A 23,666-nucleotide genomic window follows, 5' to 3' on the forward strand; every position below is an offset into this window, starting at 1 on the left:
GGACAGTCACTCTATGAGGACGTTGCATCCTTCCCTATGCTCGGGATGACGACTCATGACAACACGCATCTACTACACCGACGCCTATGCTCGCGAGTTCAGCGCCGCGATCGTCGACCGCAGTGACGACGGTACGCGTGTCTATCTCGCTGAAACGGCCTTCTATCCGACGTCCGGCGGACAGCCGCACGACCTCGGCACACTCGGCGGCGTTGCCGTCATCGACGTCGTCGATGAGGACGACCGCGTTGCGCACGTGCTCGCGTCGCCGCTGGCGGAATCCGGCGCCGGCTCGGCCGTCGCCGGTCACATAGACTGGAGCCGCCGCTACGATCACATGCGGCAGCACACCGGGCAGCATCTGCTGTCGGCCGTGTTCGAGGATCTGTTCGGCTTCAAGACGGTGAGCGTCCACTTCGGTCCGGACTACTCGACGCTCGATCTCGACACCGAATCCGTTTCGCGGAAGCAGTTGCTCGCCGCGGAATCGCGCGCGAATGAGATCGTGGCCGAGGCGCGGCCGGTGATCGTGTCGTTCGAGGATGCCGCGTCCGCTCGCGGGTTACGCAAAGCGTCCGAACGCAGCGGCACGCTGCGCATCGTCACGATCGACGGCCTCGATCGCAGCGCATGCGGCGGCACGCACGTGCGTTCGACCGCCGAGATCGGCGCGATCATGCTGCGCTCGACGGAGAAGATTCGCAAAGCGGTGCGCGTCGAGTTCCTCTGCGGCGCACGGGCCATTACCCGGGCGCGACAGGACTTCGAGAGCCTGACGTCGATCGCGGCGTCGCTCTCCGCCTCGCTCGACGACGCACCGGCGCTCGTGGCGACGCAAGTCGAGCGGATGAAGGAAGCCGAGAGCGCGCGGAAGAAGCTCGCGCAGGAGCTGGCCGTGTACCGCACGCGTGAGCGCTACGATGCCGCCACGCCGGACGCGAACGGCGTAAGAACGATCGTCGTGCGCGACGCCGCGACGATGGACGACGTGAAAGCCGTCGCGCAGGCCGCATTCGATCTTCCGCGCTGTGTCGTCGTCGGCGCGCTCATCGCGCCGCCGTCGGTGCTGGTCGCCTCGTCGCAGGATTCCGGCGTCGACGCGGGCAAGCTGCTCAAGGAAAAGCTCGCGGCCGTTGGCGGTCGCGGCGGCGGTTCACCGCGTTTGGCGCAGGGCAGCGTTCCCGAAGCCAGTTTGCTCGACACGCTCGTCCAACAACTCGTCGACCGCGCGTAACATTCGCTCGACCGTGAGATCCTCGAGCGTCGATTGTGGATGCTCGATGCTGGCGCCGCGAGTTCCGTAGAGCCCCCACCGTTCGACCGTGCCGCGCACGTACATCGCGACACACGGCACGCCGAACGCCGACGCCGCGTGCGCGATGCTCGTGTCCGGAGTGAACACGAAGTCCGCCGTCGCCACGAGCGCGAATGCGTCGCGAATGCTTGGCGTTTCGACGAAGATGCCGCGTCCGCCGCGTGCGACGTCTCTTCCCTTCTCGATTTCGGCAGGCGAGCTGATCACACGAAATACAGTTCCTGGATTGCGTGCGCGAAGATGTTCCATGACCGCGAGATAGTTCCGCGCGGCCCACGACCGCGCCGACGTGCCCGCCGAGATGTTGATCAGCACGCGCCGTCCGCGCTCGCCGCCCCACGCGCGTTCACCGCGGTCGCGTTCCACGGTGGTGAGTGTGATGACGGGCTGCTTCTCAACGGCGCGAGCGTCAACTCCGAACGCCGGCGCCAACGCCGCCAGGAGATCGACCATGTGGGCGCCGCTGCTCGTGTCCGGCGGAACTGTCACGTTGAATGCCGCGTCGTTGCCGCGTCCGACGATGCCGACGCGATAGCGCGCGCCGCTCGCCGCGATCAACAGCAGCGTCGTCAGCGACGGCGCCGTCACCATGCAATCGATCACCGCGTCGTAGTGATTGCGGCGCAGCCGCAGCGCGGTCGGCAGATAACTCGCCAATCGCTTCTTGTCGAACACGATCACGTCGCCGACGAAATCGGCGGCCTCGAGAATCGCGGCGTTCGCGGGCGATGCGAGCACGTCGAGCGTGATGGTCGGATGCGACCGTGCGATCGCTCGCATCACACCCGTCGAAAGGATCATGTCGCCCGCGCGGTCGTGTCGCAGGAACAGCACCCGGTGTGGGGCGCCCGACCAGTCCGGTATCCGCGACGCGTCGCCCGCCGGACGGCGCATCAGGCGCACCAGCACCCGAATCCAGAGGCGGCGCCACCACAGCTCGAGAGACTTCAGTCGCATTGTAAGGAATGTATATCCGGCCGCTGGTCACTCGGGCGTTGGCCTTTCGAATTCCACTGTTCATACTACAGGGGAACCCAGGCTCACCCGCCGCCCCATAATCCAATGAAACGACTTCTTCCTTCCGCGTTCGTCGTCCTCACGATCGTTTCTGTTGTTCCGCTCGTTGCGCTCGCGCCCGCCGCGGCCGCGGCGCAATCGCAGGCGGCGGCGATCAGCATTCCGTTCGAGAAGTACGCACTGCCGAACGGACTCACCGTCGTCCTCTCGCCCGATCATTCGACGCCGACCGTCGCCGTCGAAGTCATCTATCACGTCGGCTCGAAGAACGAGGTCCTGGGACACACGGGCTTCGCGCACATGTTCGAGCACGTGATGTTCACCGGCTCGGGCCACGTGCCGTACGGCATGCACGATCGATTCACCGAAGGCGTCGGCGGCAGCAACAACGGCTCGACCTGGTTCGATTGGACGCGGTACTACGAGACCGATCCGTCGAACTATCTCGAGACCACACTGTGGCTCGAATCCGACCGCATGGGCTATCTGCTCGATTCACTCGACGACGCCAAGTTCAAGGCGCAGCGCGAAATCGTGCAGAACGAGCGCCGCCAGAGCTACGACAATCAGCCGTACGGCCGCGACAACGAGATGATCGGACTCACGATGTATCCGCCGGAACATCCGTACTCGTGGCCGACGATCGGCAGCATGGCCGATCTCAAGGCCGCGAGCGTGGAAGACGTGAAGAACTTCTTCCGCACGTACTACGCACCGAACAACGCCACGCTCGTCATCGTCGGCGACTTCGAGCCGGCGAAGGCCAAGGCGCTCGTGTCGAAGTACTTCGCCGACATTCCACGCGGCAAGCCGATCGTTCGCCCCAACGTTGCGCAGGTGACATTGCCTGCCGAGAAGCGCATCACGCTCGAGGATCGCGTGCAGGTTCCGCGATTGACGATCGCGTGGCCCACGGTCAGTGAGAAGAGCGAAGATCAGCCCGCGCTCGATTTGTTGAGCGACATTCTCGGCGGGTCGCGCACGGCGCGGCTCACCAAGGCCCTCGTGTACGACCAGCAGGCCGCCGCGAACGTATTCGCGTTTCAGAATCCCAATGAGAACGTCGGACAGTTTCAGGTCATCGCCACTCCGCGCCCGGGACACACGCTCACCGAGCTCGAGACGACGACCGACTCGATCATCGATCGCATCAAGCGCGATGGACCGACCGCCGACGAGCTCGCGCGCGTGAAAGCCGGCCAACAAGCGCAGTTCATCAGCGGCCTCCAGTCGAACCTGGGCAAGGCATTCCAGCTCGGCCAGGATCAGACGTTCTTCAACGATCCGAGCTACACGTTCCGCGTCGAGTATCCGCGCTCGCAGGCCGTCACCGCGGCCGACATCAAGCGCGTCGCGAACAAATACTTGGGGAAGGGTCGCGTGATCCTGAGCGATGTGCCGGTCGGCAAGACCGACATGGCGTCGCACGCCGACAAGAGCAAGGTCGTCACGGATCCATTCACCGAGAGAACGGAGATCAAGCCATGATTCGCCGCATCGCATGCGTGCCGTTGGCGCTGATGCTCGCCGCTCCGCTCAGCGGTGCCGCGGCGCAGCGCACGACCTCGAAACAGTCAAAACAATCGAAACAGTCGACGCTCGACCGAACGGTCATTCCCACCGCGGCGAAACCCGCGGAGCTGCATGTTCCGACATGGACGAAGACGACGCTGCCGAACGGCGCGGAGCTCGTCGTCTCGGAGCGTCATACGCTTCCCTTGGTGTCGTTCCGCATCAACTTCGTCGGCGGGTCGAATCAGTTCGAGCCGGCGGACAAGACGGGGCTCGCGCAAACCGTCGCGCAGATGATGACCGAAGGCACGACGCATCGGTCGGGCGATCAGCTCTCGAACGATTTGCAGATGCTTGGCACCAACCTTGGCGTGAGCATCACCGCGGAGGCGGGCACCATCAGCTTCCAGGCGACGAAGGACAAGTTCGCGCCGGCGCTCGCGGTCGTGTCCGACGTGCTGCTCAATCCGACGTTCCCTCAGGCGGCACTCGACCGGTTGCGGGGACGCGCGCTCGTCTCCCTGACGCAGCAGCGGGATCGCACGTCAGGGATCGCGGCCATGGTGTACCCCAAGCTGCTTTATGGCAACAATCATCCGTACGGCCGAGTGACGAGCGAGAGCTCGCTCAAGTCGATCACGCGCGATGACGTCGTGTCGTTTTACAAGAATTATTATGAGCCCGGACGCGCCGTGATCACCGTGGTCGGCGACGTGAAGCCCGACCAGGTGAAAGCGCTGGTGGAACAGGACTTCGCCGGGTGGGCACGCGCGGGCTCGATGCCGCAGTTCTCGTATCCCGCGCCGCCGGCCGCCAAGAGCACCACGATCTACCTCGTCGACAAGCCGGGTGCCGCGCAGTCGACGTTCACGATCGGTGAGGTCGGCCCGGCGCGCGCCACGCCCGACTATTACGCCCTGCGGGTGATGAACGAAATGCTCGGCGTGCTCTTTCAGTCGCGGTTGAATCACAACATTCGCGAAGTGAAGGGCTACAGCTACGGCGTATTCTCGAACTATGCGTTTGGCCGCGGTCCCGGACCGTTCCGCGCCGGCGGCGACATTCGCACGAACGTGACCGACAGTGCGCTGGTCGAGTTCATGCGAGAGTTGAAAGACATTCGCGGCGACCGGCCGCCCTCGGATGACGAGCTCGCGCAGGCAAAGGCGAGCCTTGTGCAGAGCTTGCCGGCGGCGTTCGAGTCGGTGGGCAGCGTGAACGGCAGCATCGCCTCGATCTACACGCAGGGACTGCCCGAGGACTACTACCAGCAGTTCGCGCGCGCCGTGGATGCGGTGACGAAGGACGACGTCGTTCGTGTCGCGCGGAGGTACATCGATCCCGATCACCTGGCCATACTCATTGTCGGCGATCGCGCGAAGATCGAGGCGCCGCTCGCGGCGACGAAGATCGCGCCGATCGTGGTGCTCGACGTCGATGGTAATCCGGTCACGAAGTAGCGGTTGCAGACATGACGTTTGCTATTGCGGAAGTTGTCCGTTCGACATTAGAATGTTCGTCCCGCTACGCCGTGCAACACAGTCTCTGTTCCGAGGTCAGCCCGTGAAGATCACCATCACCGCGAAATCGACCGTTCGCTTCGTCGACGCCGGCATGCCGGCCGTCACGGCGACCGTCGTCGCCCGCATTCACAGGTACTGATCGCGCATCCAGGGCTCGAGCTGTAACGAGGGCGGCGCCGCGATCGGTGCCGCCCTTTTGATTTCTCTCATTCCAGGCGTTCCGCCGCCCACGCCATCGAGCTCCGACCCACGAGGTATTTGTGAGTACATCGATGTCCGCGCCGGCAACGACGCCGTCACCGTCGCCGGTGCCCGCGAACGACGACTTCTGGTCGTCCATTCGCGAAGCGCTTCGCGGCTCGCATCGCGACTTCACCGAAGGCGCGGTGTCGCGCGCCATTCTCCTCCTTGCCATCCCGATGGTGCTCGAGATGTGCATGGAGAGCGTCTTCGCCGTCTGCGACGTGTTCTTCGTCTCCAAGCTCGGTGCGAGCGCCACGGCCACGGTCGGGCTCACCGAATCGTGGCTCGTGCTCATCTACGCGATCGCCATGGGGCTGGCCATCGCCGCGACCGCCACCGTGGCGCGCCGCACCGGCGAGCGTGACCGCGAAGGTGCCGCGCGCGCCGCGACGCAAGCCATCCTGTTGGCGCTCGCCGTCGCCGCCGTTCTCGGCACGGTCGGCGGCGTGCTCGCGCCGAATCTGTTGCGCGTGATGGGCGCGTCCGACGACGTCATTCACATCGGATCGACGTACGCGCGCGTCATGCTCGGCGGCAATGTCACGATAGTCATGCTGTTCCTGATCAACGCCATCTTTCGCGGCGCGGGCGATGCCGCGATCGCGATGCGTGTGCTGTGGCTCGCCAACGCGATCAACGTGCTGTTGGGCCCGTGCCTGATCTTCGGCCTTGGTCCGTTTCCGAAGCTCGGCGTCACGGGCGCGGCGATCGCGACGAACATCGGCCGCGGCACCGGAGCATTGTTCGCCGCGAGCCGGCTGCTCAAGCCGGGGTCGCGCATCGACATCCACACGCGGCATCTCCGCGTCGAGCTCGACCTCATCGCGCAGATGGCGAAGATGGCGTGGAACGCGGCGATTCAGTTTCTGATCGGAATGGGCAGCTGGATCGCGATCATTCGCATTCTGTCGACGTTCGGCAGTGCCGTGCTCGCGGGCTACACGATCGGCATTCGCGTGATTCTCTTCGCGCTGCTGCCGGCGTCGGGCCTCGCGAACGCCGCGGCGACGATGGTCGGACAGGCGTTGGGCGCCGGCAAACCCGAGCGTGCCGAGCAGTCGGTGAAGCTCGCGGGGAAGTACAACATGATCGTGCTGACGGTGTGCGGCGTGTTGTTGGCGCTGTTCGCTCCCGCGATCGCGCATGGATTCACGCAGGACCCGGCGGTGATTCCCTCGGCGGAGAATGCGCTGCGCATCATCGCGTGCGGGTTCCCGTTCTATGGTTGGGGGATGGTGATATCGCAGTCGTTCAACGGCGCCGGTGATACCACGACACCCACGTGGCTCAATGTCGTGGTGTTCTGGATGTGGGAGCTGCCGCTCGCGTGGACCGCGCGCCGGTTGGGTTATGGAGTCAACGGTGTGTACGTCGTGCTCGCGATTACGTTCTCGACGTACGCGGTGGCGGCCTGGCTGGTGTTTCGGCGCGGACGGTGGAAGACGAGATCGGTGTAAGCTTCTTCGCGCTGGCGCCTGTCTCTCTACAACAACAAAAAACGACAAAGTCTGACAAGATCTGACAAGATCCGAGGACGTCGGTCGAGCAGCTAAACCACCGCGCCGTTCCGATGTCCCGATCTTGTCAGATCTTGTCAGATCTTGTCGTTCTATTTTTTTGTTCGCCGTTTTCAGATGTTCTCGCGGTGGGCCGTCGGCATCACGGCGTCTTGGTACCACCGCCACCCGAACCACCCGAACCACCCGACGACGCCCCCGGTACATTGACGTCAATCTTTGTCGTGCTCGTCTTGTGCAACCCACCGCCGAAGACGAACCACGCAATGACCGCGAGCAGAATCAGCACGACGAGGCCCCATACCAGCCCGCTGCCGCCGCCGGATCCCGAGTCGGGTGTCTGTTGAATTTGGACGTCCGCCATCTCTCCTCCTGAGTGTGCGACGAGATATCGGCGTCCGATGACGTTCGGACCCGACCCTGGCGACCTCTCCATTGCGGAGGTCATGCCAACGCGACGGCCGAGACCGGTTTTTCTGAGGACTCGAGGCGCCGACGCCAGGTGGGCGGCGTCAGAGCAGGCGCTTGTTCCGCTTCCGGCGCCGCTGCTTGCCGTGCTTCTTCGACGCAATCTTGCGGTTGATCCCCAGCGCCTCGAGCGCCAACTCCGCCGTATGCTGGCCCACGCCCCAGCGCACGCGTCCCCGCTTCCGAGCCTGAATCTCGGCAAGACGTCGATGCACTTCCTCGAGATCGTCGGAGCGCTGCTCCGCGCCTACTTCCGCATCGTCACGCATCGCCCGTCCTCCCCCGCCAGCACGTTCGCGCGCATATTCCACGGACTCCTTCACCCGCTTCACCATAGCAACTCTTTCGTGCGGATGCACGTCACGGATGGACGTATGACGGTCAGCGATGCGCTTCGAATGCAAAACGCCTCGGCTCTCGGCGAGTCTTCACTCGACGAGCTCTGGATGCCGTTCACGGCCAATCGCGCATTCAAGAAAGCGCCGCGCATGCTCGTCTCGGCGAAGGGCATGTACTACACCGACGCCGACGGCCGCCAGATTCTGGACGGGACGGCTGGTTTGTGGTGCGTGAATGCCGGCCATTGCCGCGAGCCGATCACCGCCGCCATTCGCGAGCAGGCGGGCATCATGGACTACGCGCCGCCGTTTCAGATGGGACATCCTCTCGCGTTCGAGCTCGCGCGCAAACTGGCGGCCATCATGCCTGGCGACCTCGATCGCGTGTTCTTCGGCAACTCCGGATCGGAAGCGGTGGACAGCGCGCTCAAGATCGCGCTCGCCTACTGGCAGGCGAAGGGACAGTTGCAGCGCACGCGATTCATCGGCCGCGCGCGCGGCTACCACGGCGTCGGCTTCGGCGGCATCGCTGTCGGAGGCATCGAAGCGAATCGCAAGCAGTTCGCGGCCCAACTGCTGCCGGGGATAGATCATCTACCACACACGCACGACGCGGCGCGCAACGCCTTCAGCAAGGGACAACCGGCGCACGGCGCCGAATTGGCGAATGCGCTCGAGGACATGGTGGCGAAGCATGGTGCGGAGACGATCGCCGCGGTGATCGTCGAGCCGATGGCCGGATCGACCGGCGTGCTCGTTCCGCCGAAGGGATATCTCGAGCGGCTGCGCGAGATCTGCGACGCCCACGGCATCCTGCTGATCTTCGACGAAGTGATCACGGGCTTCGGCCGATTGGCGGCGCCGTTCGCGGCGACGCGCTTCAACGTCGTGCCCGATATGCTGACCGTCGCGAAGGGTGTCACGAACGCCACCGTGCCGATGGGTGCGGTCGCGGTACGCAATCAGATTTACGACGCCGTCGTGAACGGCACGAACGCGGGCATCGAGCTCTTTCATGGATACACGTATTCCGGCCATCCGCTTGCCGCGGCCGCTGGGCTCGCGACGCTCGAGGTGTATCGCAGCGAAGGATTGTTCGAACGCGCCGCGTCGCTCGAGTCGTACTGGGCGGATGCCGTCCATTCGCTCCGCGGCGCGCCGCACGTCATCGACATTCGGAACATCGGCCTCGTCGCGGGCATCGAGCTCGAGGCGCGGCCCAATGCCGCCGGCGCGCGCGGATTCGAATCGTTCCTCAAATGCTTCGAGTCGGGCGTCATGATTCGGTCGACGGCCGACACACTCGCGCTGTCGCCGCCGCTGATCATCGAGAAGCAACAGATCGATCAGCTCGTCGATGCCGTTTCGAAGGCGGTCCGTCAGGTTGCGTAAGCCTGTCGGACGTCGCAGCGTCACCCTCGCGATCGGCGGCATCATCGCGGTCGCCGCATCCTGCACATTGCAGGATTCTTCCAAAGGCGCCGACTCGGCGAACGTGGTCACGGGCGCGACCGGCTCGCGCGCGCGCGGATGGAATCCGGAAACGTGGCGTCCGCCGGTCGTCGACAGTACGCCGGACGATCCATTCGAGGTGTCGGTGTTTCGTGGGTTGTCGATCATCACGCACGTGCACGACAGCCTGCCCGCGTACACGAACAGCAATCTCAATTGCACGAGCTGTCATCTCGACGAAGGACGGCGCGGCAACGCCGCGCCGCTCGTCGGCGTGTTCGCGCGCTTTCCGAAGTACATGGATCGCAGCAATGCCGTCGTGCCGATCGAGGACCGTATCAACTATTGCTTCACGCGGAGCCTCGCCGGCTCCAAGCTGCCCGCCGACAGCCGCGAGATGCAGGACATCGTCGCCTATCTGGCGTACATCTCGCGCGGCGTGCCGAACGGCGAGCACGTGAAGGATGAAGGCATGGCGAAGATGCCGCCGATGACGGGCGACTCGGCGCGCGGCCGCACGGTGTTCGTGGACAACTGCGCGCGATGTCACGGCAACAACGGCGGCGGCATGGGACCGATACCCGCGCTGTGGGGTCCGCGGTCGTTCAGCATCGGCGCGTCGATGGCGCGCGTCGAGCGCGCCGCGTCGTTCATTCGCCACAACATGCCGTGGGATCGGCCCGGCACGCTCACCGACGCGCAGGCGTACGACGTGGCGGCGTACATCACGTCGCTGCCGCGGCCCGACTCACCCGGCAAGGAAACGGATTGGCCGCAGGGCGGCGCACCCGCGGATGTCCCGTACGGCACGAAGGGCCACAAGGCGTTCCATCCACCGAAGTTGATTCCGCGCACCACGAACCCGTCGGCGGCGATCGTCGCCGCGCCGGCGTCGGTACTTCGCAGGTAATTAAGGAATACTCATGAGCGATCCATCAATCAGTCGCCGCGCGCTGTTGGCCGGCGCGGCAACAGCGGCCGGTGGCGTGCTGCTGACCAACCTGCCGCTCGATGCCCAGCAACAAGCGGCTCACATTGCGCAGCAGCCGGCGGGGCCGACCCAGTCGCCGCCCGACCCGACCAAGGCACCCGGGACTCCGACCACTGCCGTCGGCGAGCGCTCGCCATTCGTGCAGCCGCAGCGCGCACCGGTCGGCGAGATCACGGGCACCACGCTCACGCCATTGCAGGATCTCGCCGGCACGATCACGCCGTCCGATCTGCACTTCGCGCGCATTCACGCCGGCATTCCCACGATCGACCCGGCGAAGCACACGCTGCTCATTCACGGACTGGTCGATCGTCCGCTCGAGCTGACCATGGCGGATCTCAAGCGCTTTCCATCCGTCACCCGCGTGCACTTCGTCGAGTGCTCGGGCAATGGGCGCGCCGCGTACCGCAGCCCCAAGCCCAACATGACGCCGCAGCAAGTCGACGGCATGTTCAGCAACAGCGAATGGACCGGCGTTCCGGTCGCGACGTTGTTTCGCGAGGTCGGCATCAAGCGTGAAGCCAAGTGGTTCCTCGCCGAGGGCGGCGATGCGTCCCTCCTCGCCCGGAGCATTCCGGTGAGCAAGGGTCGCGACGACGCGATGATCGCCTGGGCACAGAACGGCGAGCCGCTGCGACCCGAGCAGGGCTTCCCCATTCGCCTGCTGCTGCCGGGCTACGAAGGCAACACCAACGTGAAATGGCTGCGTCGCATCAAGCTCGGCACCGAGCCGTTCATGACGCGCTGGGAGACGTCGAAGTACACCGATCCGCTGCCGGGCGACAAGGTGCGCCAGTTCAGCTTCGAGATGGACGCGAAGTCGATCATCACATCGCCCGCCTATCCTGAAAAGCTGACGGGCCCGGGATGGTGGCGCATTTCCGGTCTCGCCTGGACGGGTCGGGGAAAGATCGCGCACGTCGACGTGAGCACCGACGGCGGAAGGACGTGGAGCAACGCCGAGCTGCTCACGCCGCTCACGAACAAGTCGGCGGTGCGCTTCGAGTACATGTGGCAGTGGGACGGTCATGAGACTTTACTCATGAGCCGGGCGGTGGACGATCAGGGCTATGTGCAGCCGACGATGTCGCAGCTCGTGAAGGTGCGCGGACCGGGCACCGACTACCACTTCAATCCCATCCGTGCCTGGCGCGTGGCGTCCGACGGCACCGTGACCTTCGAGGCGAACACGTGAGACGCATTCTTCTGCTGCTGCTCGCGCTGGCCCCCCTGAGCGCGACGGCCTGCAAGTTCGACACGCGCGACGACTACCTGGGCGACAAGGATCCGCGCCACTTCTCGCTCGGCCACACGCCGTCCGCCGAAACGATCGCGGCGGAGAACATCGACGTGTCGCCGAACGGCGACGGGTTGCCGGCCGGGAGCGGAACGGCGGCGCAGGGCGCGGGTGTGTTCGCGGCCAACTGCGCGTCGTGTCACGGCGCGAACGGCGAGGGCAAGGGCGCGGCGTACCCGCAGTTGGTCGGCGGGCCCAAGGGTACGTTCAACTTCGCGAGCGATTACAAGATCCCGCGCACGATCGGCAACTACTGGCCGTACGCGACGACCTTGTACGGCTATATCCGCCGCGCGATGCCGCTCACGGCGCCCGGATCGCTGAGCGCGGATCAGACGTACGCGGTGGTGGCGTTCCTGTTGAATCGCGAGGGGCTGATTCCGGACAGCGCGACGATGAATGCCGGGACGTTGCCGGCGGTCGCGATGCCGGCGCGGTCGCATTTCGTGGTCGACGACCGTCGTGGGTCGATCGGCGGGGACCGCGTGCGTTAGCTGGTGGGCCGGTGGGTGCCGGAGGTCGGATAGACAAGATCTGACATTTTGTCCACTTCACTGTTGTGGAATTGCTCCGACCGCTTCATATTCGGCCCACGTAGGTTCCCCGCAGTTCCGGTCACGGATCCGACGACGGGTCCCCCGCGGAGTCAACAACCCCATGGTTCCACCGAGCAGTGTGGCCGCCGCTTTGGCGGTCCTCCCCGCGGATGGCGCTGAGCCACGCGTCATCCAGCAGTTCACGTCGGTGTTTCTCGTCAGCCGCTACGGCGAGCTGTGGCGAGTCTACGACAGCGCATCGCCGGACGGTAGCGAGCGCAGGATGCCTTCGGCATCATCCAAACTTCCGTATCGCCTGTTCATCGCGCTCGCGCGCAAGTTCGACGTGCGCGCCTACGCGTTCTCGGCGAATGAATCCCCGGACATCGATCCGGATTCGCTGCAGCGGCAGCTCGACTTGACCTAGGCGCTGGGCGCTGGGCGCTGGGCGCTGGGCGCTGGGCGTGAACGGCTAACGCCGATGCGACGTTTTTGTCGCCGTTTGCCGTTCCGCCCATACGCCCATACGCCCATACGCCCATACGCCCTATTTCAAATTTCTCCTAAAAAACCCCCACACCCGATTCCACGAATCGATCTGTTCGGGCGAGTCGTCACGCGCAAGCGTCTCGGGATTCACGCGGCGGCTGAACGTGTGGCCGCAGCCTGAGCGCCCGGGCGGCGGATTCACGTAGATCTTCGTCTCCGCCAGCTCCGGCTTGAGCGCGCGGAGCGTGTACACCATCTGCTGGTTTTCGCGGAAGAACACGTCGCAGTCGTTGGTCGCCACGTGCACGAGGATCGGCACCTTGAGATTCTCGACGTGAAAGACGGGCGACCGCTCCATGTACACGTCGATGCAGCTGCGGTCGTGCTGCTCGCCGCAGCCCGACTCCCAGGGCATGCCGTGAATGCCTTCCTCGGCCGCATAGTCGCGGGCATAACCCGGGCCGTGATCAGAGAGTCTGAATATCAGATTCGTCACAGGCACCATCGCCGCGCCGGCCTTGAACGGATTGTCGGCGCGAAAGAGGATGTGCGCCGTGATGAACCCGCCGTGGCTGAACCCGATGATGCCCAGCCGCTTCATGTCCACGTACGGCAGCGTCGCGAGGTAGTCGACCGACGAGAGGACGTCGTCCACCTCCTTGCCGCCGTAATCGATCTTCCGCATCCACTCGTCGCCATAGCCCGTGCTGCCGCGATAGTCCGGAGCCAGCACGACGTACCCCTGCTTCACCGCTTCGATCACCCACGGAAAGACGTCGAGATCCCAATCGGCGTGCAGCCCCTGATGCACCCAGACGAGCACGGGATGCTTCGCCGACCCCTTGTTGATCGGCGAGTACAGATACGCCGGGATCTCGAGCCCGTCCGGCCGGCTCTTGTATTTGATTTTCTGAAACTCGTAATTGCCCGGCGCGTGCGCGGTGTAGATACTGTCGTTGACACGTTTGCGCTCGATGTCGCGTTCGCACTGCTGTGGCGAACAGCCGCGCAAATCACCCGGATCGCGGCTGACGTACAGCTCGCGCGCGCGCGTCGAGTCCATCGGTCCCATCCATGGGCGGCCACCACCGCCGCGTCGCCCCGCCGCCGCGCCGCGTCCGCGCCCATTGGCCGTGTCCTGCGCCAGCATCGGCGCCGCCGCCACACCGAGCAGCAGCGCCGAGATGATCAGTTTTTTCATGAAAACGAGCCTCGAAGATTCCGTGTCGGGCTGCGAATGTACCACGGATCGGCGCGCGCGGCAGCCTGCCGCTGCGGTGCCGCTGCGGTGCCGCCGCGGTGCCGCTGCGGTGCCGCCGCCCTGCCGTTGCCGTTCCGCGAGATTACTGCGTCGCCGTGCCCGACTCCGATGGCGATGCCCAGGCGCCGACGTTCACGTCGACCGGCAGCTTGATGTTCGCGACGCTGCGCGCCACGTCGATCACGCCCTGCCACATGCCGGCGAACGCGTAGCCCACGTCCTGCGGTGCGCGGCCCGTATCGAAGCCCTTGCCGCCCGCGATCCAGAAGCGCGGCTCGTCGGTGCGGCCCGCCGCCTTGAAGTCCTGCATGACGTCGTCGTAAATCGACTGCGCGTTGTGCTCGTGCGCGTAGAAGCCCGGCACATACACGCCGTTCGCGAGCATGCGCGCCGTCCATGCGCGATAGTACGCGCGCATCGCGTCGGGAATCGTCTCCATCCGCTCCAAGTCGAGAAACACGACGGCGCCCGGCGGAAATCCCTCGGCCTTCGTCTTCGCGGTCGCGTCATCCGCGTTCAACGTTCCCTCGGCGGCGCTCACGAGATCCGTCGAGCAGTCGCTCTTCTTCCGCTGCGCATCGGCCTGCGCGGCCGTCAGCGGGCGCGGCGTCTTGCCCCACGTTTGCTCGCCGACGTAGACGACGGCCATCCCCCAGCCCATCGCGACGAGCGTGTCGCGTTTGCCCGTCCACGATTTGTCGTCATGACACGGCGAGGGCAGATAGTAGCCGACCCATGAGTACGGCGAGCCCGGCGTGTTCTTCCACGTCTTCATCGTGGCGGTGCCGGGATACGTGTGCGTGTCGAAGCCCACGTAGTGCCCCTTCTCGTAATTATTCGCGATCGGAGCATCCTGGCCGGTCACGGCCGCGGCCGCCTGCGCGACTTTGGCGGCGACGTCGGCGACGGTCGACTTCGTCGTATCGCGAGCCGGCTCCGTTGTGCTTGCTCCGCAGGCCGCCGCAAACGCGAAGGCGGCTGAAACGAAGATTCGTATGGTCCTGCTCGTTCCCACCGTGGCTGCGCGACGGATCATACGGATCTTCTAACGCAATCGCCGTTCTCCCACGCGGCTCTGGACTCGACTAAATCGTGTCCTTGGCGAGTTGAGCGATGACGTCTTTGCCGAGTTTTACGCCCTCGTTCGCCAGGCGGTCCAGCGAAAGCAGGTTCGGAAAATAGATGAACGAGACGTCTCGCCGGAGCGCGCCCGTGCGCGCGTCGTAGAACGCCGACGGTCCGCGATCGGCATTGGGGAGAATGATGTTGATCGACACGTCGCGCAGCTGGGAGTAATACACCATCTGCGTCGACCAGTTGTTATAGAACTGTGATACCTTCACGAAGGTCGGTACGTCCATCACGGTGAGCCCACCCGATTGCTTCGCCGCCTCCCACAGGTCCATGTTGAGCCCGACCGGTTCGGTGAGTGGCGGCGGGATGACCTTCTTGCCGGCTTTGATCGCGGAATCGACGGTAACGGCGATGTGTTTGTAGCCGCCGTTCGTCAGGTTCCTCTCATCATTCTCCAACAACGGCGTGATCTCGGCGATCAACGCCCGCTTGAGCTGGTGACGACGATCGGTGAGGTCGCGTCGGTCCTTATACGCCGCGAGCGCGAACGCGGCATACACGCCGATGAATCCCACGAATACTTCGATGGACAGCCGCCGTAACGCCAGCAGCAAGCGGCGATTCGCCCGCGGTGTGTGTGGAGCGTTCATCGCGCAGTCACCACCGCGCTCTCGACACCGGTTCGGCTCACCGCCGTCACGACCACCGAGTCCGCCGCGAACGGCAATCGATGCGACCGCAGCCAGCCCGGCAACACCTCGCTCGTCCACACGCCGTTGGCGCGCGAGCGCACCGTCCAGAGCCACACCAAACTTTTCGCGGCCGGTACGAGTTTCACGATGGGCTCCTTCGTCTCCGCGTCGAGCGCCAACGCCGCACGCGGACGCGCCGGCGGTTTCGCGCCGAGCCACGGCGATGCCGGAATCAACGCGGGTTGTGCGTATCGGGTCATCAACTGTTCGTCGACGCTGTCCGCATCCTTCATCAAGACCGTCGTGTTGAAGTGGATGTGTCCAATGTCCGTCGCGCGCACGCGCATGGTGTCGATCTCGTTGAGAATCTCCTGCGCCGGAATCCGGCGCGCGCTATTCTCGGCGATGCGATACGTCGCGAGCCCCGGCCAGATATGGCGGCCTTTGACGTTCACCGATCGCCACCAGTCGAGCAGCACGGGAAAACTCTGCTGCGGTGGGGCAATCGGCCAGTAGAGCTGCGGCGCGAAATAGTCGGCCCACCCTTTCTGAAGCCACAACTTGGAATCGGCGTAAATCTCGGCGTATGCGTCGAAGCCCTTGATCTGTTCCGGATTGCCCGGTCTCCAAATGCCGAACGGGCTGATGCCGACCTTCACCCATGGCTTCGCCGCATGCACTCCTTTGTAGAGCGCTTCGACGAGCTTGTTCACGTTGTCACGCCGCCAGGCGTCCTTGGCGAGCGTGCCACCCGACTTGACGTATCGCGCGTATGTGAGCGAATCCGGAAAATCGATCTGCTTCCCCGACGCGTCGTTTACCGGATACGGATAGAAGTAGTCGTCGATGTGGATGCCGTCGACGTCGTATCGCTTGGCGACGTCCACGATGGCCCGCACCGAACGGCGTCGGACGTCGGCGTCGCCCGGATCCATCCACAAAAATCGATCGTAGCGCCAGATCGCCGCGGGATCCTTCTGCGTGATGTGCGACGCCGCGAACGCGGTGTCTCGCGTGTACGCGGCGCGATACGGATTGAACCACGCGTGCAGCTCGAGCCCGCGCTTGTGCGCCTGCTCGACCGCGAACGCGAGTGGATCCCACGGCGGCTCCGGCGCGCGGCCCTGCCGCCCGGTGAGAAACTGCGACCACGGTTCGTACGGCGATGCGTAGAACGCATCAGCACCCGGACGAACCTGAAGTATCACGGCGTTGAGATGGAGTGATGCCGCGCGATCGAGTATCGCGAGCAGCTCGCGCTGCTGATCCCAGGTAGAGAGTCCCGGTTTGGACGGCCAGTCGATGTTGGCGACTGTGGCGACCCAGATCGCGCGAAACTCGCGCTGGATGGCGGGAGGCGCTTGTGCTTCTCCCGGTGTCGCGCCGAATAAGAGAAGGCTAACGAGAAGCGAACAAATTTTCATCGCGCCATTCTACGCCGGCGATAGCGCGGAACACAACCGCCTCAATGCGACCAGATCAGACAAAATCTGACCAGATCTGTTGATCGGCGCGCAGATCTCTCTCACCCGTACACTGGAGAGCCGTCCCGATTTAGTCAGATCTTGTCCGACCTTGTCGTGGTATTGTTCTTGTCCTCGGCGACTCGAGCATGCCCAGGCGGCGCCCCTCTCCGCCCGCTAGATTGCCTCTATGGCCAAGTACGACAAATCCCGCGCTTGGGCCGAGGCTCGCGAGCTGGTTCGAGACCATCGCCGCTCGCTCAGCATCGGTCTCGCGCTGATGATCGTCAATCGCCTCTCCGGGCTCGTGCTCCCGTGGACGTCCAAGTACCTGATCGATGACGTCATCACGAAGCACGACGCGAAGATGCTCATGCCGCTCGCCGGCATCGCCGCCATTGCGACGATCGTGCAGGCCGCCACCTCGTTCTCGCTGTCGCAGGTCGTGAGCATCGCGGCACAGCGCGCCATCACCGAGATGCGCAAACGCGTTCAGGCTCACGTCCTTCGCCTGCCCGTCTCGTACTTCGATTCGACGAAGACCGGCGTCGTCATCTCGCGCATCATGAATGATGCCGAAGGCGTGCGCAACCTCGTCGGCACCGGCCTCATTCAACTCCTTGGCAGCATCCTCACCGCGCTCATGGCGGTCGGCATTCTGTTCTATGTGAACTGGAAGCTGACCGGAGCCACCGTCGTCGCACTGGCCGCCTTCGGCTACGCGATGACGACCGCGTTCAAGCGTCTACGCCCACTCTTCCGCGACCGCGGCGCGATCACCGCCGAAGTCACCGGGCGTCTGACCGAGACGGTCGGCGGAATTCGCCTGGTCAAGGTCTACACCGCCGAAGCGCGCGAGCGGCTCGTCTTCGCGCGCGGCGCGCACAAGCTGTTTCGCAACGTCGCCAAGACCATCACCGGCACGTCCGCCGTCGGTGCGGGCGCGGCGCTGGTGATCGGGATCGTCGGCGTGCTGCTCATCGTCATCGGCGGCCACTCGGTGCTGAACGGCTCGATGACGCTGGGCGACATGTTCATGTACGTCTTTTTCATGGGCCTCCTCGCCGCGCCGCTCATTCAGATTTCGTCGATCAGCACGCAGGTCAGTGAAGCGTTCGCGGGACTCGACCGCATCGCCGAGATCCGCAACATGGCGACCGAGGATCAATCCGACGCGTCGAAGGAATCGATCGCCGACGTCGAAGGCACCGTCGAATTCCACGACGTGAGCTTCGAGTACGTCGCGAACACGCCGGTGCTCAAGCACGTCTCGTTCGCGGCGCCCGCGGGTTCGACGACCGCGCTCGTCGGCTCGAGCGGATCCGGCAAGAGCACGCTGATCGGCCTCGTGATGGCATTCAACCACCCGCACAGCGGCCGCGTGCTCGTGGACGGACACGACATCGCCAACCTGCGGCTGCGCGATTACCGCTCGCAGGTTGGCGTCGTGATGCAGGACAATTTCCTCTTCGACGGCACCGTCCGCGAGAACATCGCCTTCAGCAAGCCGGGCGCGACCGACGAAGAGATTCGCACCGCGGCGCACATCGCGCACTGCGACGAGTTCGTGTCGCGCTTCGAGCAGGGCTACGACACGATCGTCGGCGAACGCGGCGTGAAGCTGTCCGGCGGCCAGCGCCAGCGCGTCGCGATCGCGCGCGCCGTGCTGGCCGATCCACGCATTCTCATTCTCGACGAGGCCACGTCGAGCCTCGACAGCGAAAGCGAAGCGATGATCCGCGACGGCCTCCGATCGCTCCGGCGCGGCCGGACGACCTTCGTCATCGCGCATCGGCTCTCCACCATCGAGAGCGCCGATCAGATCCTCGTGCTCGAGGACGGGCAAATCGTCGAGCGCGGAACGCATCGCGAGCTGCTCGCCCTCGGCGGACGTTATCGCCAGCTGTACGAGCGGCAGTACGGCGCCGAGAAGGATCGCTTCATCAATCCCGGCGAGGATTTCCTGTCGGTGGCGCCCAGGGACGTCGTTAGAAAAATCTAAAGTAGACGGCGTCGGCGACCCGCTTCGCGATGGAGCACGGCCGCGACGGACGGGGGCTCTGGCACCGGCTCATCCCATGGCCGCGTCCGCTAGAATGAATCCGGCACGGGATATGAGTGTACGGGACGTACCATGCGCACCGTACTTCTACTTGCGGCCGCCGCCAGCCTGACTGGCGGCGCCGGCGTCGTTCGTGTCAGTTCCGCTCGGCAGCCGGCCGAAGAGCCGACCGCCTTTCACGTCCCGTTTAAGGTCGGCGAGAAGCTGGACTACGCCGCGAAGGTCAACTTCATGAGCGCCGGCGAGGCGAGCATGAGCGTGGAAGACATTTCGACCATCCGCGGCCGCCCGACCTACCATACGATCTTCGACGTGAGAGGACGCGTGTTGTTCTTTCACGTGAACGATCATTATGAAAGCTGGTTCGACACCACCAGCCTCGTGTCGTTGCATCACGTCCAGCACATCGACGAGACCTCGTACCACAACGACAAGGTCTACGACTTCTATCCCGACCGGAAAGTCTACGTCCGCAACGGCGAGGAAAATCCAAGCGTCTCCCAGCCGCTCGACGAAGGGTCCTTCATCTACTTCATGCGCTCGGTGCCGCTCGAAGTCGGCAAGACGTACTCATTCGATCGCTATTATCAGCCGGCGAAGAATCCGGTGATCATCAAGGTCGATCGCCGCGAGCACATCAAGGTGCCCGCCGGCGAGTTCGACGCGATCGTCGTGAAGCCGCTCATCAAGTCGAAAGGCCTCTTCTCCGAGAACGGCAACGCAGAAGTCTGGTTCTCGGACGACAGCAGCCACACCCTGCTGCGACTCAAGTCGAAGCTGCCGGTGGGAACGCTGTATCTCGAGCTGAAGCAAGTCGAGGTCGCGAGCCAGAAGTAATGCTCGGCGATCAGGGCGTCGTCGACACGCGCGTGGAATAGTGGCCGAGTGATTTCCACTGGAACACGACGAGCCTGGCGCCGGTGAACCAACCCGGCGCCATCGTGATCCCGCGGTCTTCGCGAGGCGTCACGGCCTCGAAGCGCGTGGAATCCGAACGTGCGACGGACGCCGGCAATACCATCGAACCCGAGCCTCCCGACGAGTTGCGTTGCTCCGTAAGTGTGCCTTCGCCGAATCGCGGGCTGACCATGGTGTAAGTCAGAGGACCCTCCGCCAATCCGGTCGCGGCGTCCGCGAGGTACGACGTCACGATGTCCGCGGATGCCGCGTCGGGTTCGACGTCGACCTGTGCGATGCGAATGCGCGTTCCGTCGCGCGCCACCGACGCACCCGCCGCGAGCGGCAAGTCCGCGAGCTCGCCCGGCACCGCGACATACAGCTTTCCCCAAACATCGGCGGAAACAACGCCGATAGCCGCCACGTGGCTTTGTTGCGGCGTCAATGGCAGCACGGCTTCGGTGACGTACTGGCCGTTGCGTGAATCCCCCAACCATCGAATGGCGCCCGGAGTTGGAAGCATCGCCGGGTGCACCGTCACCGGCGGGCGCTGACCGCCCGCCGCGTGCAACGACGTTCCATTACTCAGATGGACAACGCTGGAGTCGACGAAGAACGACAGCCGTTGATTCGCCGGCGCGTCGATCGCCGACAGGCGGACGTGCACCTCGCGCAACACTGGGCTGGTGCTCAGCGTCGCACGAAGACGAACTGCCGGACCGGTGGGGCGCGCATCCGCCTCGCTCGGCACCGTGTCGAACGCGGCGATGAAGAACAGGACAAACACCACCGCCGCGGCGACCCATGCACGATAGCGGACGTCGCGGCGTCGATAGAGAAACGCGAGCAGCGCGACGGGCACGGCAACGCCAAGTACTCTCGCAATTGCGCTCCCCCAGCCGTGGACCATCCGCGCGCTCGCGCCGGTTACGATCGGGTTCGACGCGATGCCCATCACGACGCTGACGCCGACGAGCATGCACAGGAATGCCACGATGGCGCTCCGCAGATCGCGCGTGAGCGCCGCGATCGTCATGGCCGCGAAGAGCCACATCAAATACGCGAACGCGCCGCCGAGTGTGACTCGCACGACCGTCGTCGCCGGCACGTTCCACCCAGTCAGCGCGATGACCTGTCCCGCCGCCGCCATCCCGATCACGATGACGACCGCGAAGCCAAGCTTCGCGGCAAGCAGCGCCGATGAATGAAAGGGTCGCGTGCCCCAGAATGCATTGGGCCGTGTCGGCGAGTCGGACTGCACGACCATGGTCACGAACACCATACCAAACAGCGTCGTGACCATCATCATGACCCCGCTCGCGATTCCCGCCAGGCCGAACCGATCTTCGGCGCGAAGAACCGTCACGCTCACCACGACGAAGTACACGAACACCTGCCATGGCCACTGGCGAACGTCTTTGCGGAACACGTGCGCCGCTTGTCTGATCCAACTCACGCGACCTCCTGTGTACGTGCCGAATCGACGCGCGTCGCGCGCGTGCGCCGCGCGCTCCGCGCCAGCGCGACGAAGATTTCGCGCAGCGATGCGTCGCGTACCGCCACCTGCGAACCCGGCGGCAGCTCGCGCGCCACGCGTTGCTCGACGTCCGCATCGGCGTCGCTCACGAGAAACGTCATCCGCCGGCCCGCGCGCTCGACCGCCATCCACTCCGCCGTCTGCCGTGCGATCACCGTCTCGACACTCGCATCGCCGCCGATCGCCGCTTCGATGCGCTTGAATCGCGATTGCAACACGTCCATCGGCTCCGACAACAACATGCGCCCCGCGTCGAGCACACCCACCCAGTCGGCAAGCAGCTCCAACTCGCCGATGTCGTGCGAGCATACCAGCACCGTCCAGTCGCCGCGGCCGGACGATTCGAGGAGACCGTGCACGAGATCATCCTTCACCACGGCGTCCATGCCCGTGAACGGCTCGTCCATCACCAGCAGCCGCGGACGCGGCGCCAGTGCGCAGAGCAATGCGGCTTGCATCTGCTGCCCGCGCGACAGCGCGCCGATCTTTCGCGTGGCGTCCAGGCCGAATCGCTCGCGCAGCTCGGCGGCGAGCGCCGTATCCCACGTGGCGTACAGCGGCGCGACGTACGCCTCGAGTTGCGCGAGCGTCATCCATTCCGGCAGCGGCTGCCCTTCGGCGATGTACGATATCGTCGCGCGTTCCCGCAATCCCAGCGCGCGACTGTCGACGCCGAACAGCGACACGCTCCCACGCATGGCGCGACGCACGCCCATGAGTATTTGTAGAAGTGTCGTCTTTCCCGATCCGTTGGCGCCGAGCAGCGCGTAGAGCGCGCCTTGCGGAATGGAGAGATCGAGATCGCTGAGCGCCTCGATCTGGCCGTAGCGATAGGTGACGCGACTTGCCTCGACCGCGGACGTTCGTGCGGACACCGATGCGCACATCAGGGCCTCCTGCCTTTGTCACCGAAGAGTTCCGTCCAGCGAAGCGACACCGCGTGCACGACGTCGGACTCCTCGAGCCCGAGACGCTTCGCTTCGACGATGAGCTGCTCGACTTCGCGCGAGAGCAACGCGCGCCGCTCGGCCGCCGACGACTTCCGCCGCGCCGCGACCACCGTTCCGATGCCCGGCCGCACCTCGAGCAGGCCATCGCGAATCAGCTCGGCGATCGCTTTCTGCGCGGTGTTCGGATTGATCTTGAGCGCCTGGCTCAGCTCGCGAACCGACGGGAATCGCGCGCCGGCCTCGAGCTCGCCCGAGACCATGGCTCTGGTCGCGGCGTAGACGATTTGGCGGTACGGCGAATCACCAGGCTCGAGGGTGATCGGGAACGGCAGCATGGTGTACTATGTACTCTAGTACACCTAGATGTCAATATGGCGGCGCGCCTCCGTCCGCCGGGCCGATTGAAACCTGGCCGCACCCGCTGCACGTTATGTCCTCCAAGGAACGCCGGGTCCGCCAGAGAGAGGAGTCATTCGTGTCGCCTGTCATCGCTCGTCATCGATCGCTCATCGGCATGGTCCTGTTTGCCGCCGCCGCCACCGCCTGCAAGGGCGACGTTCGCGTCGTTTCTGCCGGCTCCGACGTCAAGGGCGTCAAGTTCGTCGCGCGCGATACGTCGCGCGTGCTCGGCCCGGGCGACATTCGCGTGCCGAGCAAGGACAGCTCGGTCGAGATCGCATTGATCGGCGATTCCGTCGTCGCGGGCTTCGGCCAGCGCGTGCGCGACAAGATCAAGCGCGAAACCGACACGTCCGCCGTGAAGGGCAACGGCTTCGGCGCGGGCATCGAGAAATTCGTGAAGGGCACGGTGGCGACCGCCCTCGATCACGACATGGAGTTCCCCGTCTCCCAGATCTCCGACGTGCGCTACGAGGACGGCATGCTGCGCTTCTACGACAACAACGGCAAGCCGATGCATCTGTTCGAGCGCGACAAGCACGACTCGGACTCGGATGCCGTGTTCAGCGAATCCGATGCACAAGCGTTCATCGCGGCGTTCAAGGCGAAGAAGCAGAAAGTGTAGGCACGGGT

General features: G+C 64.8%; 22 protein-coding genes. 12 read left to right on the top strand and 10 right to left on the bottom strand.

The features are described 5' to 3' along the window. Nucleotides 1-55 precede the first annotated feature (55 nt). The gene (locus tag VN706_06330) at nucleotides 56-1,234 is read left to right on the top strand and encodes a DHHA1 domain-containing protein (GenBank protein HXT15227.1); all 1,179 of its coding nucleotides are present in this window, start codon (nucleotides 56-58) and stop codon (nucleotides 1,232-1,234) included. On the opposite strand, the gene VN706_06335 is transcribed toward VN706_06330, so the two are convergent. After that, entirely contained in the window at nucleotides 1,154-2,272 is a 1,119-nt protein-coding gene (locus tag VN706_06335; protein HXT15228.1) for a glycosyltransferase family 9 protein, read from the bottom strand. The genes VN706_06330 and VN706_06335 overlap by 81 nt on opposite strands. 105 nt (nucleotides 2,273-2,377) lie before the next feature. Here VN706_06335 and VN706_06340 point away from each other — a divergent pair, with 105 nt between their 5' ends. The 3 genes from VN706_06340 (at nucleotide 2,378) to VN706_06350 (ending at nucleotide 7,067) form a co-directional block, all read left to right on the top strand. Further along, nucleotides 2,378-3,820: a pitrilysin family protein gene (locus VN706_06340; GenBank protein HXT15229.1), complete on the top strand. Its 1,443-nt coding sequence runs from the start codon at nucleotides 2,378-2,380 to the stop codon at nucleotides 3,818-3,820. After that, entirely contained in the window at nucleotides 3,817-5,304 is a 1,488-nt protein-coding gene (locus VN706_06345) for a pitrilysin family protein (protein ID HXT15230.1), read from the top strand. Before VN706_06340 ends, VN706_06345 begins: the two co-directional genes overlap by 4 nt. Before the next feature lie 335 nt (nucleotides 5,305-5,639). Further along, nucleotides 5,640-7,067 (top strand): MATE family efflux transporter, encoded by a 1,428-nt coding sequence (locus VN706_06350; protein ID HXT15231.1) that lies wholly within the window; start codon nucleotides 5,640-5,642, stop codon nucleotides 7,065-7,067. A 202-nt stretch (nucleotides 7,068-7,269) separates the two neighbouring features. Here the strand turns inward: VN706_06350 and VN706_06355 are convergent, their stop codons facing one another. Both VN706_06355 and VN706_06360 read right to left on the bottom strand, forming a co-directional pair. Next, the gene (locus tag VN706_06355) at nucleotides 7,270-7,491 is read right to left on the bottom strand and encodes a hypothetical protein (protein ID HXT15232.1); all 222 of its coding nucleotides are present in this window, start codon (nucleotides 7,489-7,491) and stop codon (nucleotides 7,270-7,272) included. A 148-nt stretch (nucleotides 7,492-7,639) separates the two neighbouring features. After that, a complete protein-coding gene (locus VN706_06360; GenBank protein ID HXT15233.1) occupies nucleotides 7,640-7,864 on the bottom strand; it encodes a hypothetical protein in 225 nt (74 codons plus the stop codon). Between the two features lie 129 nt (nucleotides 7,865-7,993). On the opposite strand from VN706_06360, the gene VN706_06365 reads away from it, so the two are divergent. The 5 genes from VN706_06365 to VN706_06385 all read left to right on the top strand — a co-directional run bounded on the left by VN706_06365 (nucleotide 7,994) and on the right by VN706_06385 (nucleotide 12,636). Further along, nucleotides 7,994-9,325 (top strand): aspartate aminotransferase family protein, encoded by a 1,332-nt coding sequence (locus VN706_06365; GenBank protein HXT15234.1) that lies wholly within the window; start codon nucleotides 7,994-7,996, stop codon nucleotides 9,323-9,325. Further along, nucleotides 9,318-10,295, top strand: coding sequence for a c-type cytochrome (locus tag VN706_06370; GenBank protein ID HXT15235.1), 978 nt, complete (start codon nucleotides 9,318-9,320; stop codon nucleotides 10,293-10,295). Before VN706_06365 ends, VN706_06370 begins: the two co-directional genes overlap by 8 nt. 13 nt (nucleotides 10,296-10,308) lie before the next feature. Then, nucleotides 10,309-11,571: a sulfite dehydrogenase gene (gene soxC / locus VN706_06375; protein ID HXT15236.1), complete on the top strand. Its 1,263-nt coding sequence runs from the start codon at nucleotides 10,309-10,311 to the stop codon at nucleotides 11,569-11,571. After that, nucleotides 11,568-12,167, top strand: coding sequence for a cytochrome c (locus VN706_06380; protein ID HXT15237.1), 600 nt, complete (start codon nucleotides 11,568-11,570; stop codon nucleotides 12,165-12,167). The genes soxC and VN706_06380 overlap by 4 nt, the downstream gene beginning before the upstream one ends. Before the next feature lie 163 nt (nucleotides 12,168-12,330). Continuing rightward, nucleotides 12,331-12,636: a hypothetical protein gene (locus VN706_06385; protein HXT15238.1), complete on the top strand. Its 306-nt coding sequence runs from the start codon at nucleotides 12,331-12,333 to the stop codon at nucleotides 12,634-12,636. Nucleotides 12,637-12,756: 120 nt separating this feature from the next. Here VN706_06385 and VN706_06390 read toward each other — a convergent pair whose 3' ends face one another. From VN706_06390 to VN706_06405, 4 genes are all read right to left on the bottom strand, one after another. Continuing rightward, the gene (locus tag VN706_06390) at nucleotides 12,757-13,899 is read right to left on the bottom strand and encodes an alpha/beta fold hydrolase (protein ID HXT15239.1); all 1,143 of its coding nucleotides are present in this window, start codon (nucleotides 13,897-13,899) and stop codon (nucleotides 12,757-12,759) included. Between the two features lie 142 nt (nucleotides 13,900-14,041). Then, nucleotides 14,042-14,995: a glycoside hydrolase domain-containing protein gene (locus VN706_06395; protein HXT15240.1), complete on the bottom strand. Its 954-nt coding sequence runs from the start codon at nucleotides 14,993-14,995 to the stop codon at nucleotides 14,042-14,044. A 49-nt stretch (nucleotides 14,996-15,044) separates the two neighbouring features. Then, complete coding sequence (locus tag VN706_06400) at nucleotides 15,045-15,683, bottom strand: hypothetical protein (GenBank protein ID HXT15241.1); 639 nt, start codon at nucleotides 15,681-15,683, stop codon at nucleotides 15,045-15,047. Further along, the gene (locus tag VN706_06405) at nucleotides 15,680-17,149 is read right to left on the bottom strand and encodes a family 10 glycosylhydrolase (protein HXT15242.1); all 1,470 of its coding nucleotides are present in this window, start codon (nucleotides 17,147-17,149) and stop codon (nucleotides 15,680-15,682) included. Before VN706_06405 ends, VN706_06400 begins: the two co-directional genes overlap by 4 nt. A gap of 229 nt (nucleotides 17,150-17,378) precedes the next feature. Between VN706_06405 and VN706_06410 the strand changes: the two genes are divergently transcribed. Both VN706_06410 and VN706_06415 read left to right on the top strand, forming a co-directional pair. Continuing rightward, nucleotides 17,379-19,190, top strand: a complete 1,812-nt coding sequence (locus VN706_06410) for an ABC transporter ATP-binding protein (GenBank protein HXT15243.1) — start codon at nucleotides 17,379-17,381, stop codon at nucleotides 19,188-19,190. A gap of 132 nt (nucleotides 19,191-19,322) precedes the next feature. Next, nucleotides 19,323-20,087, top strand: a complete 765-nt coding sequence (locus tag VN706_06415; GenBank protein HXT15244.1) for a DUF3108 domain-containing protein — start codon at nucleotides 19,323-19,325, stop codon at nucleotides 20,085-20,087. Nucleotides 20,088-20,097: 10 nt separating this feature from the next. Here the strand turns inward: VN706_06415 and VN706_06420 are convergent, their stop codons facing one another. The 3 genes from VN706_06420 to VN706_06430 are packed head-to-tail and all read right to left on the bottom strand — an operon-like array spanning nucleotide 20,098 to nucleotide 22,969. Beyond that, a complete protein-coding gene (locus tag VN706_06420; GenBank protein HXT15245.1) occupies nucleotides 20,098-21,603 on the bottom strand; it encodes a hypothetical protein in 1,506 nt (501 codons plus the stop codon). Beyond that, nucleotides 21,600-22,559 carry an ABC transporter ATP-binding protein gene (locus tag VN706_06425; GenBank protein ID HXT15246.1) on the bottom strand — a complete coding sequence of 320 codons (960 nt, stop codon included), beginning with the start codon at nucleotides 22,557-22,559 and terminating at the stop codon, nucleotides 21,600-21,602. Before VN706_06425 ends, VN706_06420 begins: the two co-directional genes overlap by 4 nt. 11 nt (nucleotides 22,560-22,570) lie before the next feature. Continuing rightward, on the bottom strand, nucleotides 22,571-22,969 hold the full coding sequence (locus tag VN706_06430; protein HXT15247.1) for a GntR family transcriptional regulator: 399 nt from the start codon (nucleotides 22,967-22,969) through the stop codon (nucleotides 22,571-22,573). A 140-nt stretch (nucleotides 22,970-23,109) separates the two neighbouring features. On the opposite strand from VN706_06430, the gene VN706_06435 reads away from it, so the two are divergent. Continuing rightward, nucleotides 23,110-23,658, top strand: coding sequence for a hypothetical protein (locus tag VN706_06435; protein HXT15248.1), 549 nt, complete (start codon nucleotides 23,110-23,112; stop codon nucleotides 23,656-23,658). The last annotated feature ends 8 nt before the right edge of the window (nucleotides 23,659-23,666 follow it).

Source organism: Gemmatimonadaceae bacterium, assembly GCA_035606695.1.
Lineage (GTDB): Bacteria > Gemmatimonadota > Gemmatimonadetes > Gemmatimonadales > Gemmatimonadaceae > JAQBQB01.